Origin of the sequence: Thermotoga sp. RQ7 (assembly GCF_000832145.1) — a bacterium.
GTDB classification, from domain to species: Bacteria; Thermotogota; Thermotogae; order Thermotogales; family Thermotogaceae; genus Thermotoga; species Thermotoga neapolitana.
The window spans coordinates 1,282,449-1,298,364 of record NZ_CP007633.1 but is presented as its reverse complement, the minus strand read 5'-3'; the positions used below and the strand labels follow the sequence as shown (position 1 = coordinate 1,298,364).

The 15,916-nt window shown below is 46.2% G+C and carries 14 protein-coding genes; 11 read left to right on the top strand and 3 right to left on the bottom strand.

What is annotated here, in order from left to right:
- The first annotated feature begins 61 nt into the window (after positions 1-61).
- Genes TRQ7_RS06620 through mfd form a run of 11 tightly spaced genes read left to right on the top strand, consistent with a single transcriptional unit; the run spans position 62 to position 12,540 of the window.
- Positions 62-772, top strand: a complete 711-nt coding sequence (locus tag TRQ7_RS06620) for an initiation factor 2B (RefSeq protein ID WP_015919545.1) — start codon at positions 62-64, stop codon at positions 770-772.
- Entirely contained in the window at positions 766-2,505 is a 1,740-nt protein-coding gene (gene aspS / locus TRQ7_RS06615) for an aspartate--tRNA ligase (RefSeq protein WP_041844270.1), read from the top strand. Before TRQ7_RS06620 ends, aspS begins: the two co-directional genes overlap by 7 nt.
- A gap of 1 nt (position 2,506) precedes the next feature.
- Positions 2,507-2,839, top strand: coding sequence for an STAS domain-containing protein (locus TRQ7_RS06610; RefSeq protein WP_041844269.1), 333 nt, complete (start codon positions 2,507-2,509; stop codon positions 2,837-2,839).
- A gap of 1 nt (position 2,840) precedes the next feature.
- Positions 2,841-3,503 (top strand): (d)CMP kinase, encoded by a 663-nt coding sequence (cmk, locus tag TRQ7_RS06605; protein ID WP_041844268.1) that lies wholly within the window; start codon positions 2,841-2,843, stop codon positions 3,501-3,503.
- Positions 3,500-4,339 (top strand): 4-hydroxy-3-methylbut-2-enyl diphosphate reductase, encoded by an 840-nt coding sequence (gene ispH / locus TRQ7_RS06600; RefSeq protein WP_041844267.1) that lies wholly within the window; start codon positions 3,500-3,502, stop codon positions 4,337-4,339. Before cmk ends, ispH begins: the two co-directional genes overlap by 4 nt.
- The gene (locus TRQ7_RS06595; RefSeq protein ID WP_038067475.1) at positions 4,314-5,942 is read left to right on the top strand and encodes a 30S ribosomal protein S1; all 1,629 of its coding nucleotides are present in this window, start codon (positions 4,314-4,316) and stop codon (positions 5,940-5,942) included. Before ispH ends, TRQ7_RS06595 begins: the two co-directional genes overlap by 26 nt.
- A gap of 3 nt (positions 5,943-5,945) precedes the next feature.
- Positions 5,946-7,265, top strand: a complete 1,320-nt coding sequence (gene der / locus TRQ7_RS06590; RefSeq protein ID WP_041844266.1) for a ribosome biogenesis GTPase Der — start codon at positions 5,946-5,948, stop codon at positions 7,263-7,265.
- 4 nt (positions 7,266-7,269) lie between these two features.
- On the top strand, positions 7,270-7,860 hold the full coding sequence (gene plsY / locus TRQ7_RS06585) for a glycerol-3-phosphate 1-O-acyltransferase PlsY (protein ID WP_015919538.1): 591 nt from the start codon (positions 7,270-7,272) through the stop codon (positions 7,858-7,860).
- 4 nt (positions 7,861-7,864) lie between these two features.
- On the top strand, positions 7,865-9,451 hold the full coding sequence (locus TRQ7_RS06580; RefSeq protein WP_041844265.1) for a hypothetical protein: 1,587 nt from the start codon (positions 7,865-7,867) through the stop codon (positions 9,449-9,451).
- Positions 9,438-9,860 (top strand): tetratricopeptide repeat protein, encoded by a 423-nt coding sequence (locus TRQ7_RS06575; RefSeq protein WP_041844264.1) that lies wholly within the window; start codon positions 9,438-9,440, stop codon positions 9,858-9,860. Before TRQ7_RS06580 ends, TRQ7_RS06575 begins: the two co-directional genes overlap by 14 nt.
- A complete protein-coding gene (gene mfd / locus TRQ7_RS06570) occupies positions 9,853-12,540 on the top strand; it encodes a transcription-repair coupling factor (protein WP_041844263.1) in 2,688 nt (895 codons plus the stop codon). The genes TRQ7_RS06575 and mfd overlap by 8 nt, the downstream gene beginning before the upstream one ends.
- A gap of 8 nt (positions 12,541-12,548) precedes the next feature.
- Here the strand turns inward: mfd and rpoD are convergent, their stop codons facing one another.
- The 3 genes from rpoD to rpsI all read right to left on the bottom strand — a co-directional run bounded on the left by rpoD (position 12,549) and on the right by rpsI (position 15,913).
- Positions 12,549-13,727 (bottom strand): RNA polymerase sigma factor RpoD, encoded by a 1,179-nt coding sequence (gene rpoD / locus TRQ7_RS06565; protein WP_015919534.1) that lies wholly within the window; start codon positions 13,725-13,727, stop codon positions 12,549-12,551.
- Between the two features lie 4 nt (positions 13,728-13,731).
- Positions 13,732-15,429, bottom strand: coding sequence for a DNA primase (gene dnaG, locus TRQ7_RS06560; RefSeq protein WP_041844561.1), 1,698 nt, complete (start codon positions 15,427-15,429; stop codon positions 13,732-13,734).
- A gap of 79 nt (positions 15,430-15,508) precedes the next feature.
- Positions 15,509-15,913: a 30S ribosomal protein S9 gene (gene rpsI / locus TRQ7_RS06555; RefSeq protein WP_041844262.1), complete on the bottom strand. Its 405-nt coding sequence runs from the start codon at positions 15,911-15,913 to the stop codon at positions 15,509-15,511.
- Between the last annotated feature and the right edge of the window lie 3 nt (positions 15,914-15,916).

The window sequence follows — 15,916 nt, the reverse complement described above, 5'->3', positions numbered from 1 at the left end:
CAACTACTTATTTGGAACGGAAGGAAATTGGGATACAATACTTATGTGAGGTGGTACCGGAGTGCACAGGGTACGGGAATTTTTGAGCCAGATGAAAACAGAAGGATCGCAGGAAGTAGCAGAACGTCTGATCAACTTCATCGAGAACAATTTCGAATCTCTGAACATGGATGAGGTGATAAGGGATATAGACCTTTTCTGTGATGAAAAACCCATGGCGGTTCTGGAAAAACTGGCGCGTTTTCTGAAAGCAAATCCACCAAAGAAAGAACTATCGGAGTTTCGTCGCCTTTTAAAAAAAGCACTGGAGCGCACAGTCGAATACGCGTCTTCTTTTTGCAGAGGAAAAAGGATAATAACACTGAGCAACAGCAAGACTCTAAAACAAACCTTCATCAGGGCGAAACCAGTCTGTGTTCACGTTCTGGAATCGCGGCCTGGAAGCGAAGGAAGGATACTGGTAGAATCTTTGAGAAGGGAAGGCTTGAAGGTCGAACTCATCGAAGACCTTATGGCGTATAGAACCCTAAAAGAAGTGGATCTGTGCCTTGTCGGAGCCGATTATGTCGATGAAGCAGGAAATGTTCTGAACAAAGTGGGATCAACCACGCTTGCGATTCTGTGCAGAGAGCAGAAAAAGCCCTTTCTGGTGGTGGCAGATCCTTTCAAGTTCGGTTCAAGATCCCTGAAAGAGACAGATCTGTTCGAGGTGATTCCATCTGAGTTGATAACTGCGATAATAACAGATCCAGAGGGAGGGACAGCATGTTGAGAACTCATACCTGTGGCGAACTCAGAGTAGAGGACGAAGGAAAGAAAGTGAAACTCTGTGGATGGGTGGACAGAATAAGGGACCTTGGAGGGGTTCGATTCATCGATCTGAGGGATAGATACGGTGAAACACAGATCGTGTGCGATGTGAACAGCAAAGCCTACGAAACGGTGGACGAACTCACACGGGAGTCCGTTGTTCTGGTCGAAGGAACCGTACGGAGAAGACCAGAAGGCACGGAAAATCCAAACATAGCAACCGGTGAGATAGAAGTTGTCGCCGAAAGAATAGAAATCCTCTCCAAAGCGGAACCTCTTCCCTTCTATCCCAACGAAACACCGAAAGAAGAGATGAGACTCAGGTACCGGTACATAGATCTGAGGTCGAAACAAATGAGGGACAACATAATTCTGAGATACAACATCACAAGGGTGATCAGAAGATATTTCGATGAACTGGGTTTCCTGGAGATAGAAACACCCTTCCTCACGAAGAGCACACCGGAGGGAGCGCGGGACTTTCTGGTTCCCTCCCGCCTCAGACCAGGGAAATTCTATGCTCTTCCACAATCTCCACAGCTTTTCAAGCAGCTTCTGATGATATCTGGTTTCGACAGGTACTTTCAAATAGTCAGGTGTTTCAGAGACGAGGACTTAAGAGCGGACAGACAACCAGAGTTCACCCAGGTCGATGTGGAGATGTCTTTTGTTGATGTAGAGGACGTTCTTTCAGTGAGCGAAGGTATGATCGCCCGGGTGTTCAGAGAAGCCATCGGAATGGATCTGAAAACACCGTTTGACAGAATAACATACAGCGAGGCGATGGAAAAGTACGGAACGGACAAGCCCGACAGAAGGTACGGCATGGAACTGAAAGATCTGAGGTATGCCTTTGAGGAGACTGATTTCAGGGTGATAAGAAGCGTTCTGGAAGAGGGAGGAAGTGTAAAGGGATTCGTCGTTCCAGAGTTCGCTTCTGAGATGACAAGAAAAAAAGGTGACGAGCTGATGGAGAGGGCAAAAGAACTCGGACTTGGAGGGCTCATCTGGTTCAAAGTGGAAGAGAAGATCGTTTCACCACACCTGAAGCATCTCGAAAGGGAGTTCAAAACGATAGTAAAAAAGGAGAATCTGAAGGAAGGGGACGTTTGTCTGATAGCTGCCCATAAGGATAGAAACCTCCTCAATGAAGCCCTTGGAACACTCAGACTGGAAATAGGAAAAGAGTACTTTTCACACCTGGCAAAGGGATTCGACATCCTCTGGGTGGTCGATTTTCCATACTTCGAGTGGAGCGAAGAAGAAGAAAGGTTCGTGGCAAGGCATCATCCATTCACCATGCCGGTTGAAGAAACCCTCGGTGATGATCATACGAAGGTAAAGGCAAAAGCCTACGACATCGTTATAAACGGATACGAGGTAGGAGGAGGAAGCATAAGGATACACAAAAGAGAGATACAGGAAAAGATCTTCAAACTACTTGGAATGAGAGAAGAAGAAGCCCGGGAGAAGTTTGGATTTTTCCTCGAAGCGTTCAAATACGGTGTTCCTCCACACGGTGGAATCGCATTTGGACTGGACAGGCTGGTGGCCATCATCGCTGGAGAAAACTCCATAAGAGAGGTCATTCCGTTTCCGAAGACAGGAAACGGTGTGTGTCTTCTGACAGGGGCACCTTCATCGGTCGATGAAAAACAACTTAGAGAACTCAGAATCCGTGTTGAGGAGGGATAGTGTGGAAGGCCTGAAACTGGAAAAGATAGAGCAGGAAGACAAGATAATCGTGAAGGTTCATGGAGAAATCGATGCGTACAATTCCTCAGAGTTGAAAGAGCAGTTGAGAAACCTTGTCTCATCGACAGACAAAAAGAAGATCGTTCTGGACCTTTCTTCCGTCTCCTACATGGACAGTGCAGGTCTTGGTACTCTGGTCGTCATCTTGAAGGATGCCAAGATCAACGGAAAGGAATTCACTCTCAGTTCTCTGAAGGAGAGCATTCTGAGAATCTTCAAACTCACACACCTGGACAAGATTTTCAAGATCGTCGACACCACGGAGGAGGTGTAGGATGGGGTTTCAGATAGCAATAGACGGACCAGCAGCCTCAGGAAAGTCCACCATCGCAAAACTCCTGGCAGAGAGGCTGGGCTTTGAACATCTGAACACGGGAGCCACTTACCGCGCTGTTGCTGTCTACCTGAAAGAAAAAGGACTGAATCCCACCTCACCCAGAGAGGAACTGGAAAAGGCTCTCAAAGATGTGAAAGTGGATTACAGAGATGGAAGGGTGTTCATCAACGGAAAAGATTACACGGAAAAGATTCAGAGCCCAGAAGCGGGTATTCTTGCTTCAGATTTTGCAAAGCTCGATCTTGTGAGAGAGCACCTCGTCAGAATACAGCGAGAGATCTGTGATGACAAAAACATAGTAGTTGAAGGAAGGGATATCGGAACTGTCGTTTTGCCAGATGCTCAGCTCAAGATTTTTCTCACAGCCTCCCTGGAGGCTCGCATCGAAAGGAAACTCAGGGAATATCAGAAAAAAGGTTTGAACGTCAGCAGGGAAGAGGTCGAAAGGGAATTGATCTCAAGGGACACACAGGATTCCAGCAGGAAAATTGCTCCACTCAAACCAGCGGAAGATGCCGTGGTCATCGACACAACCAGCATGAGTGTGAACGAAGTTCTTCAGAAAATACTGAAACTCGTCGAGGAGAGGATGAAGGCTTGAAAATCATCGTTGCAAAGAACGTCGGTTTTTGCTTTGGAGTGGAAAGAGCTATAAGAACCGTTGAAAACCTTCTGAGTGAAGGAAAAAGGGTTGTAACAGACGGTGAGATCGTTCACAACAGGCAGGTAATGGAAGATCTGTTGAAAAAGGGCCTGAAGATCTCCTCCGATCCCACCGATGGAGACGTCTTCGTTGTTAGAGCCCATGGAATCCCGGAAGAAAAGCTTGAAAAATTGAGAAAGATTTACCCAGAAGTTGTGGATCTCACCTGTCCTATTGTCTTTCAACTTTTCAGGACAGCCAGAGAGTATTCTTCCAGAGGAAAGCTCATAGTGTTTGGAAAAAGGGATCATCCCGAGATGGTGGCTCTGATGGGATACGCTCCCGCGATCGTAACTAAGAAGCCCTTCAAAACAGAAGAAAAGAACGTGGTTTTCCTGTCCCAAACCACCTCCTCTCTGGATGAATACAGGGAATTCGTCTCAGAGATGATCAAAATGAACAACTTCGAAAAGGCCATCTATCTGAACACAATATGCCCTGTGACTGTAGAACGGGAAAGGGAAGTGAAAGAACTTTCGAAAATCTGCGATCTTTCCGTAGTGGTCGGGGGAAAACACAGTTCTAACACAGGAAAACTGTTCCGTCTTGCATCCAGAAATTCCAGAGCCATTTGGGTGGAGTCCCCCGACGAAATACCAGAAGACGTAGTAAAATATGGTACGGTGTGTGTGTTCAGTGGAACTTCCACACCTGTTTCCTTGATAGAGAACGTTGTTAGAAAACTGGAAGAGATGGAGGGGAAGTACTATGGAACCAATGGAATTCAACGATGAAATTCTCAATCAGTATGAACCCGGTGAGTTCAGAAGGGGTCAGATAGTGAAAGGAACGGTCATCGGAAAGGAAGAGGACGGTATCGTAGTGGATTTTGGTGGAAAAAGTGAAGGCTTCGTTCCAGAGGGTGAGCTGATAAGACCGATGGACGATTACAAAATAGGGGAGGAACTCACCCTTCAAATATTGAACCTGAACTACGAGGAAAGATCCACACTCTCAGAGAAAAGACCCATCTTCAGAAAAACAATGGAAGAATTGAGAAAACTCTACGAAGAAGGAAAACCGGTTAAAGCACGAATCGTTTCGCAGGCAAAAGGTGGATACAACGTGGTGTTAAAGGGAGTGGTGCCAGCCTTCTTGCCAGGATCGCACTCTCTGCTGAAAAGAGAAGAACCCTTCCCCAGAGAAGAGATAGAGGTTCTCATATTGGACATGGCTCATACACGCAGGGGAACAAGAATCGTGGTCTCGAGAAAGGCCATACAGGAGCGAAAAGTAGATGAGTTCTTCTCCGAAAAGAAAACAGGAGACGTGGTGGAATGCACGGTGAGAAGAATCAATCCTTCGGGGATTGAAGTTGAAGTTTCAGACGGAATAAGAGGTTTCATTCCAAGAAGTGAGCTCAGTTATGACACAAGAATCACCCCTGAAGATGTGGTGCAGGTTGGTCAGAAAGTTACAGCAAAGATCATCGAACTGGACAAAGACAGAAGAAGTGTGGTTCTCAGCCTGAAACAACTCATGCCTGATCCCTGGAACAAAGTGGAGGAAAAATACCCCGTTGGAAAAGTTGTGAGCGGTGAAGTCACGTCCATACATCCGTTCGGTTTCTTTGTGAGGCTCGAGCCTGGGGTGGAAGGGCTTGTTCCACGTTCGGAAGTCTTCTGGGGAAACAGCCGAAAGAACCTGGAAGATGTTGTAAAAGTTGGTGATCTCGTAAAAGTTGAAGTAATCAACGTGGACAGAGAAAACAGAAAGCTCACCCTCAGCTACAGAAAGGCAAAGGGAGATCCATGGGAGAACATCGAAGACAGATACCACGTTGGAAACACGGTGGCAGGAAGGGTCATTTCCATCATAAGACAGGGTGTGTTCGTCGAACTTGAGGAAGGAATTGAAGGTTTTGTCCCCATCTCTGAACTTTCCTGGAAGAGGGTCGACAGTCCGGAAGAGGTCGTTAAAGTGGGCGAAAAGGTGAAAGTGAAGATAATGAACCTGGACAAAGAAAACAGAAGGCTTTCTCTGAGTATAAAGAGGACTCAGGAGAACCCGTGGAAACGTGCCCTGGAAGAGTTGGAAAAAGATTCGATAGTCAGGGGAACCGTGAAAAAGGTTGTGAACTCGGGTGTGATCGTTCAGGTCGAAGAATACGACGTGGAAGGTTTTGTGCCGAACAACCACCTTGTCAGTGAACCTGAGGAAGGAAAGTTGCTCAACCTTGTTGTTCTCAGGATCGATCCAGATGAAATATTCGGTGGAAGAATGATCCTGAGCGAAAAAAGATTTGAAGAGAGGATGAACATAGAGGAGTACAAGAAAAAGGTGGAAGAAGAAAGTTATCAGAAATCGCTTGGTGACCTGTTGAAGAATGGAGAGTGAAGTATGGCAACCGTTTTGATTGTTGGAAAACCCAACGTTGGAAAGTCTACTCTTTTCAACAAACTGGTGAGAAAGAGAAAGGCGATCGTTGAGGATGAAGAAGGGGTCACTCGTGACCCCGTTCAAGATACTGTGGAATGGTACGGAAAAATCTTCAGACTGGTTGACACGTGTGGTGTGTTCGACAACCCACAGGACGTGATCTCGAAGAAGATGAAAGAAGTGACCCTGAACATGATCAGGGAAGCGGACCTTGTTCTGTTCGTCGTCGATGGAAAAAACGGTATAACGAAAGAAGACGAGTCCCTTGCCGATTTTCTCAGGAAATCGGGAGTGGATGTTATTCTGGTGGCAAACAAAACGGAGAATCAGCGCAGGTTTGAAAGGGAGATAAAACCAGAACTCTACAGACTGGGATTCGGGGATCCCATACCTGTCTCGGCCGAACACAGTATCAACCTCGATACACTGATGGAAAAGATCATTCAGAAACTGGAGGAAAAGGGCCTGGATCTAGAAACGAAACCAGAGATAACCGAAGCGATAAAGATCGCCATCGTTGGACGTCCGAACGTTGGAAAATCCACTCTTTTCAACGCAATTTTGAACAAAGAACGGGCACTGGTTTCACCAATTCCCGGAACCACCAGAGATCCCGTGGATGACGAAGTGTTCATCGATGGAAAAAAATACATCTTCGTGGACACGGCAGGGCTCAGAAGGAAGTCAAGAATAGAACCAAAAACTGTGGAAAGGTACAGTACGTACAGAGTTGTTGAGAGTATAGAGAGAGCAGATGTCGCCGTCATCGTTCTCGATGCCACACAGGGTATCACAAGACAGGATCAGAGAATAGCGGGTCTGGTTGAAAGAAAGGGAAAAGCGAGCGTTGTTGTGTTCAACAAATGGGACCTGGTGGAACATCGTGAGAAGAGATACGATGAATTCACAAAACTCTTCAGGGAAAAACTTTACTTTGTTGACTACAGTCCTCTGATATTCACTTCTGCGGACAAAGGATGGGGAGTGGAAAAGATAATCGATGCCATCAACCTGGCGTACTCTTCCTACACGACCAAAGTACCTTCCAGTGCCCTGAATTCTGCTCTTCAGAAGGTACTGGCGTTCACCAACCTGCCGCGCGGTCTTAAGATCTTCTTCGGGCTCCAGGTGGACATAAAACCACCCACCTTTCTGTTCTTCGTGAACAACACAGAAAAGATCAAAGAACCACAGAAAGTCTTTCTGAGAAGGTTGATCAGAGAATACGTGTTCCCGTTTGAGGGATCCCCCATATTCCTGAAATTCAAAAAGAGCAGGTGATAGCGTGGAATGGTGGGTTCTTCCCCTGCTTGGATATCTGATAGGATCGATTCCCTTCAGTTACCTGATTCCAAAGTGGCTCAAGGGTGTGGACGTGAGAAAAGTCGGAAGTGGGAACGTAGGGGCAACGAACGCGATCAGAACAACAGGACCTGTGGTTGGTGGACTCTGCCTTTTGCTTGATGCTTTGAAAGGATTTTTCCCCGCCTTCCTGGCAGGGTATATTTCCGGGAATCCAAAACTTGTTTCCCTGACGGCGATTTTGACCGTCCTTGGTCACGACTTTCCTGTCTTCATGAAGTTTAAGGGAGGAAAGGGCGTTGCCTCAACGCTCGGTGTCATCTTCTATCTGTCATGGCCCACGGGAGTTGTGTTTTCCCTCGTTTGGTTCTTCGTGGTGATGATCACCGGTTACGCTTCCCTTGGATCTCTCATTGGACTTTACACTTCTGCACTCCTGGGGTATCTCTTGAAGGGTTACGACGCCGGTATGTTGATCCTGATACTCGCCGTTCTGTCAACCCTTCGTCACTCGGAGAACATACAGAGACTCCTCTCTGGAACAGAAAGAAAGGTGACCCTCTTCAAGAGGTGAAACCGTGAAAAAACACATTGTTCTTTTTTTCTTACTCATAACTCTTGCTGTCTTTCCACAGAGTGTCAGGGAAATGTTCTCAGAGACGATAGTGGAATGGGCAAAGGGAAATGTGGACTCCGCCTTGCAGAAGATGGAGGAGATCTTCTACAAGCCTGTTCCGGCAGAGGATCTGGCGGAGTTCTGGTATTTGAGGGCGAAGTTGATGATAGAAACCGGGCGTGTCAGAGAGGCCTATGAAGATCTGAAGAATCTTCTTGTTGTTGTTCCAGATCAGCCGGAAGTTCTTTCGCTTGTTCACAACCTCGAATTCATCCTTCAGGGCAAAAAAACAGGTTCCTTCTATATGAAAACCCTTCGTACTCTGGATGGATTCAAAAATGGAGTTGAATATTTCTTTTCCCCAACAGATGTAGCCGTTCTGGGAAAAACCATCTACGTCGTCGATCCACCGAACAGCCGTTTGATAGAAACCGATGGATATACTTACAGAGTGAAGAATCTTTCGTTTCGACCAGAGCAGGCTTTCGTGGACAGAGAAGGAAACATCTTTCTGATCTCAGAAAATGGGGATGTCTACCGGAACGAGGAAAAGATAGGATCGTTTCTTCATCCTATCGGGGCGGGGATTCTGGACTCAGGAGAGTTCGTGCTGGCTGATGTAAACAGGATAGTTCTGATGAAAAACAGCGGTTTTGATGAAATACCACTCGGTGGCAATCCACTGATCACGGATGCAGAAGTTTACAGAAATCGGGTAATAGTTCTTGATACCTGGAGCAACTCTCTCATAGTGACAAACGTTGACAGTGGAGAACAGCAGAGGATCTCCCTTCCCGTTCCAACACGTTCTTTTGAGATGTTCTACGATGGATCGTACCTTTTACTCGACCAGTTTGGAACGCTCTACCACTTCGACGGAAGAAAACTCCTGAAGATTGGATCGGTCCCTCAATATGTGAACATAGAATACGACTATCCGTATCTTTTCGGAACAGACTGGCAGAACCACAGGGTAGAGATCAGCATCCTGAAATCTTCAGAGCCGATCTTCGTACACATAGATTCCTTCGAGTTCACAACAGACAGGATGTTTCTTTACGTGAGGGTGGAAAACGCTTTTGGAAGGGATATAGATCTTGTTCATCTCTTTTCCGATTTACTCGAAGCACGCGGCCGTGTCCCCTTCGAAGTGTTCTACAAAACGAGGGAGTATACATTCTACATAAGTGACGAAAAGTTTCTTTCAGAAAAGATATACCAGATGAACGACAGGAAGGGTTACTGCGTGCTGGTGCCACCCGATACGAACTTTTCAAACGAACAACTCGCCGTTCTGAAACTGAAAAACGTCAAACTCCACTCCACGCCCGATGCACCACCTGGACTGAAGGAGTTTTGCTACAGGTCGGGTGGAGGAGTGGGGACGCCACACTTTCTGAATCACAACCTCTGGGTGTTCAGCTTTTCCTACGTCAAACCCATCACTGAGGAAATCATCCCCATCTCTGCGGCCTTCAGAACACCTGAGATGAACTATTCGGACACCGTTTATGTCACAAAGAAGGTGATAGAACTTGAACTCAAATGAGTTCGAAGAAGCGTACCTCGATATGAAGAGCGGAAAACTGGATAGCGCCCTGGAAAAGTTCTTGAAACTGGTTGAGAAAGAACCATCTGCTGAAGTGTGGATCAACATCGGAAACATATACAGGAGAAAGAATCTCCTGGCAAAAGCCATGGAAAGCTATAAAAGGGCCATGGAGATAAATCCAGAGAGCGCAGAAGCCCTGTTCAACATGGGGTGTACCTATTATCAGATGGGAAAGTATTTTGAAGCGCTGAACCTGTTGAAAAAAGCAGAGAATCTCGGTTTAAAGGACCCGAAGTTGAAAATCGTGAAGGCCCTGTGCAGGGTGAAACTCAACCTTCCCAATCCTTTTGAGGGTCTCAGTGATGATGAAAGGAAACTCGTGAAAGATCTGTTGAAAGATGGTTGAAATACTTCTGGTTCCAAATGAAAGAGAGATACATCTAGAAGGATATCTCTTCTATCCCTCGAGAGACAACCTGCCTCTCGAAGATGTTCCTCTATCACCTGAAGTGAAAAAGAAGAGGATGAAGATCCTCTGGAGGCTTCTCAAAGGTGAAAATCTAAAAATCGTCACCACCCTGAAAGCCCTTACCGAAAAGATTTTCTCACCGGAATCTTTGAAGGAAAGAACCATCGAAGTCAGACGTTCTGCTTCGTTCGATCTTTCCCCCGAAAGGTTCGTGGAAATGGGATACGAAAGGACCTTCACCGTTCAAATGCCGGGGGAGTTCTCCATCAGAGGTGGAATCCTGGACATCTTCTCTCCAGGATACGACTTTCCCGTGAGGATAGAACTCTTTGGAGAAGTCGTGGAAGACATCAGATTCTTCGATGTTTCCACTCAGAGATCTTTCCAGAAAGTCGACGAGGTTTATATTCTACCCTTTCTCGATGAATACGGAGACAGTTCACTGCTCGACTTTGTAAAGGATGTACGTTTCACCTGTGAGAATCTGGAGAAAGCCCTGACGGAATACCGAAAGATAAGAAAAGAGTTGAAAGACCTATTAAAGGAAAAATACGATCTGTTCTTCGATGAAGGTGTCCTGGAAAGAGTTCTGAAAAACGTGGAGAAGACATCCGCCGGTGCAACCGTCTCTTCTGGTATCGAGGAGAGATCGCTTCCCCTGGTGGACATCGACGAAATAGAAGAGGGAGAACTCGTCGTTCACAAAGAACACGGAATCGCCATCTTCGAAGGCATGATCAGATTGAAGAGTGTTCTTGGAGAGCGGGACTATCTAAAACTGAAGTACGAAGATGCGGTTCTTTATGTTCCAGTTGAAAAAATTGACAGGGTACACAGATACATAGGTGACCCATCTCAGGTAAAACTCGACAGATTGAACAGGGGAAGATGGAAGAGAACGCTGAAAAAAGTACGGGAAGACATCGAAAAAAGGGTACGAGAACTCGTTGAACTTTACCTGAAGAGAGAAGAAGTGAGAGGAACACTACTTCCCGGTGATCCCGAACTGGAAGAAAAATTCGCGGAAACCTTTCCATACATAGAAACCCCTGACCAGCAGAAATGCATAGAAGAAGTTCTGATTGACCTGTCATCGGAGAAACCCATGGACAGACTGTTATGTGGTGATGCTGGAGTGGGCAAAACGGAAGTGGCACTTCGTGCTGCCTTTCGCGCTGTGGTATCCGGGAAACAGGTGGCAGTACTTGTTCCCACCACTGTGCTTGCCAGACAGCACTATGAGAACTTCAAAGAAAGACTCGAGCCTTTCGGTGTTAGAGTTGAACTTCTCGACAGTTCCAGAACGCTGCGGGAAAGAAAAGAGATACTGGAAGGACTGAAAAAGGGTGAAATAGACGTCGTAATAGGAACGCATGCTCTTTTGAACGAAAGAGTGGAATTTTCAGATCTTGGACTCGTCATCATCGACGAGGAACAAAAGTTCGGTGTTGAACAGAAAGAAAAATTCAAAAAAATGAGGCTTTCTGTGAACGTTCTCTCCCTGAGTGCCACGCCAATTCCACGAACGCTCCACATGGCACTCTCCGGGATGAAGGACCTTTCTGTGATAAATGCTCCTCCACCTGGAAGAAAACCCGTACACGTCTATATCGCTGAATACAACGAAGAGCTGGTGAAAGGAGCCGTTGTGAGAGAGGTAAACAGAGGAGGACAGGTGATCTACGTCCACAACAGGGTGGAAGAACTTCCAGAGGTGCTCGAAAACCTGAAGAGGATGTTTCCAGAACTCAGAATAGCAATGGCACACGGTAAGATGTCCAGGAGAGTGATGGAAAAGGTCGTTCATGAGTTCTACAGTGGAAACATCGACGTTCTTTTGTGTACAACGATCATCGAAAACGGCGTTGATATACCGAACGCCAACACGCTGATCGTCGACGATGCCCACAGGTACGGTCTTGCCCAGCTCTATCAGCTCAGGGGAAGGGTGGGAAGGAGTGATAGGAGGGCTTTCGCGTACTTTCTGTATCCAAAAGGGGTTCCAAAAAGTGCTCTGGAAAGACTCAGGGTGCTCAAGGCACACACAGGTCCAGGCAGTGGTCTGCAGATTGCCATGAAAGACATGGAGATGCGGGGTATCGGAGATGTTCTGGGACTGGAGCAGCACGGAAACATCGTCTCCATTGGTTTGAAACTGTACAACGAAATCCTGAGGGAAACTGTGACAAAGGTGAAGAAAAAACGGGTAGAGAGAAAGCACACCGTTCAAGTTGAGATAGAAAATCCTCCAGGCAGGTTCTTCATACCTGAGGATTACATTTCAAACCCCGTGGAAAGACTGAGAATGTACAGAAGACTTGCGTCCGCTTCTGAAGAGGGGGAAATAGAAGAGATACTGGAAGAAATGAGGGATCGATTCGGAGAGCCGCCAGAAGAGGTGAAACTGCTTCTGGATTACTTCAGAATAAGAATAAGAGCATCAAAACTGGGTATAAGAAAAATCAGATTCGACCACTTCATGGTGGAACTCCTTCCGGGTAAAAATTCTCCACTTTTGAAACATCCAGGGTACAATCCAAGATCCGGTACTGTTGTTCTATACAAAAGGGGTGACCCGATAGAGTATCTTCTGAAGATTTTGAAAAATGAAGGGTGAGCTTTCGCTCACCCTTCGTTTTCATCCATCAATGAAAGCAGAGATTTCAAGTATTTGCTTCTTGAAGGATGTCTCAACTTTCGAAGGGCCTTGACTTCGATCTGTCTGATCCTTTCCCTTGTGACGTTGAAATACTGTCCCACTTCTTCCAGTGTTTTTGGCTTCCCATCGAGCAGACCATACCTCATCCTGAGAACCATGGCTTCTCTTGGACTGAGGGTTTTCAGAACTTTTTCCAGTTCTTCGCGCATGAGCATCCTCATGGCCTCTTTCTTTGGAGAAGGCACCGATTCGTCCGCCACGAAATCTTCTATAGAGGAGTCTTCATCTTCACCAATCGGAGACTCGAGCGAAATGGTTTCTTTTGCCGCTTCGAGTATCTCCTTTATCTTTTCTGGTGGTTTCCCCATCATCTTGGCAAGTTCCTCCACAGATGGTTCCTCTCCGTATTTCTGGTAGTATTCTCTTCTCAGCCTGTTCAACTTGTTTATCGTTTCAACCATGTGAACAGGGATTCTGATAGTTCTTGCCTGGTCTGCTATTGCCCTTGTAATAGCCTGTCGGATCCACCAGGTAGCGTACGTGCTGAACTTGTAACCCTTCCTCCAGTCGAATTTTTCCACCGCTTTGAGAAGTCCGATGTTTCCTTCCTGTATCAGATCCTGGAAAGAAAGTCCACGACCCATGTAACGCTTTGCGATGCTGACAACTAGCCTCAAATTCGACGTTATGAGCTTTTCCTTGGCCTTCTTGTCACCCATTTGAGCTCGTCTTGCAAGTTCTCTTTCCTGAGCCGGTGTGAGAAGCGGTATCTTGCCAATTTCTTTGAGGTACATCTTTATGGAATCCCTCACGTTGCTGGCGTCGTGTATTTCGGGTGATTCCTTTTCAAGGAGTTCTTCAAGTTCTTCTGTGGAAGTTTCTGTTTCCTCTTCTGAATCACTCTCGACTATGTTTATTCCGTGCTTTTCAAGTTCTTCGTATATCTTTTCTATCAGGTTCGTATCGAACTCCTCGTAATTTGGAGGAAACGCCTTGTCTATGTCTTCATAGGTGATGTATCCTTTCTTCTTTCCCTGGTTTATGAGTTTCTTTATCCGCTTTTCTATCTGGGGTGGGAACTTCTTTTCCTGTTCATTTTCAGTGATCTGTTCATCTTTCATGATTGCTTCCTTCTTTTCCGCCATACTTTCACCTCCCCTTGATCTTTCTCAAAAGGTCCAACTTCATGTTCAAGAGGATGCGCTTTTCCTCCTCATCGACACTCTGTTTTATCAACTTTTCTATCTCCTCCAGGCGTTTCTTCAACTGACGAGTTTTCAATCTCTCGGAGAGATCGCAAAAGAACTTTTCCGGATCCTTTGGAGGGGGAACTTCTTCCAGGACTCTGAAGATCCAGTCCTTCATCTCTTTCGGAAGTGTCTCTATTGCTTCGTTTATGTTCTCAATCGAAGATACTCTCTTGAAGAACTCTTTTGCATTGTGATCTTCCAGAACATCCAGGTCGAGTTCTAGTATCCTTTCTCTGAAGTTCTCGTAGTTCAAGAACAGATAGGCAAGCCCTTTTCCTTCGTCGTAGACCTTTTGCACCTTTGCCTCTTGAACAGGCACATTATTAGACCTATCGCTTTCGAAAAAGTTCAAGATCTGGTTTTCTGGTATTTGAGTCGAACTGGAAACCTCTTTCACGAGATTGTCTATATTCTTGAGGTATCCCTTTCTTCTCATCCTCTGGACCCATCTTTTCAGGAAGGAAAGATAGGACCTCATACCTGCAGGACTACCCTTATCGAAAAAAACTTCTCCCGCCTTTGTCAGGAAATACTCAAAAGAAACAGATTTTTTGAGCATATCTTTGAGAGACCCTCTTCCTTCTTTTTGAAAGAGCTCATCCGGATCCTTGTAGGGATCAGGTGTTGCTATCAAAACGTTGAACTCGTATTCCAGAAGATCTTCTAGAGATTTCAAAGTGGCTCTGAGACCTGCCCTGTCGTTGTCGAAACACAAGATCACGTTCTTTGAATATGCAGAAATTTTCAGTATGGCCTCGCGCGAAAGACTTGCTCCCAGAACTGCCACCGCGGTTGGTATACCGTCTCTTCTGAACGCCAGGGCATCGAAATATCCCTCAGTTACAACGAAAAAACCAACATCTTTCGCCACCTTTTTTGCCTCATCGAAGAGAAACAGTGTCTTTTTCTTGGAGAAGTATCTGGTATCTGGAGAGTTCAGGTACTTTGGTTCACCGTCTCCCAACAAACGACCTCCGAAGGCAACGATCTGTCCCCTGTCGTTTTTTATTGGAACGATCAACCTCCCTTCGAATCTATCGACCAGCCTGTTTCTTTTCTTCAAGGCCAGCCCGTACTTCACCACTTCGTCTTCCCTCAGATTCAACTCTTTTCCGACTTCAACGGCTATCTCCGAGCCTTCAGGAACGTAACCGAATCCGTAGTTCTCCATTTCTTCCTCGGTGAACCCTCTGGACAACAGATACTCCTTTGCCTGGTGTGATCTTTTGAGTTCGTCAACATATCTCTTCCAGACCCTCTCGTACAGATGAACGTATTTGGCGTAATCAGAACTTCCAGTTGATCTGTACGCGGAAAGATCTACACCAGCCCTTCTTGCAAGCCTTTCCAGAGCTTCCTGAAAGGTTATTCCCTCCATTTCCTGAATGAACTTGATGACGTCTCCACTTGCACCGCATCCAAAACAATGGTATATCTTCAAACCCGGGTGGACATAAAAGGAAGGATTCGTTTCTGCATGAAAGGGACAGAGTGCCCGATACGAGGAACCAACCCTTGTGAGATTCACGTACTCTGAAACCACTTCAACGATGTCGACCTTTTCCTTTATCTCCTCGATCACCTCTCGAGGAATCACACTCTCACTCCCTGGAATGCAGAGAAAAAGAGAGGTCCGGGGCAACCGGACCCCCCGAGTTGCTTTCTTTTCCAGGAGATCATCTCTTGGAGAACTGTGGTGCCCTTCTTGCTTTCTTCAAACCGTACTTCTTTCTCTCGACTTCTCTCGGATCTCTTGTGAGCATCTTGTACTTTTTGAGAACAGGTTTCAGGTTTTCATCGTACTGAAGCAGAGCGCGGGCTATACCCAGTCTCACAGCACCGGCCTGTCCAGAAAGACCTCCACCGTTTACTCTGATCACAAGATCGAATTTTCCAATGGTGTTCGTCACCTCAAGAGGTTCTATGGCGTGCTTCGTCCAGGCGATGTTTTTGAAATAATCGTTCAGACTTTCGTACTCTTTTCCGTTCACTTTGACCTTTCCATCACCAGGCCTCAGGTAAACTCTTGCAACCGCAGTCTTTCTTCTTCCCGTTCCGTAATATCCGATAACACCGGCCATTCT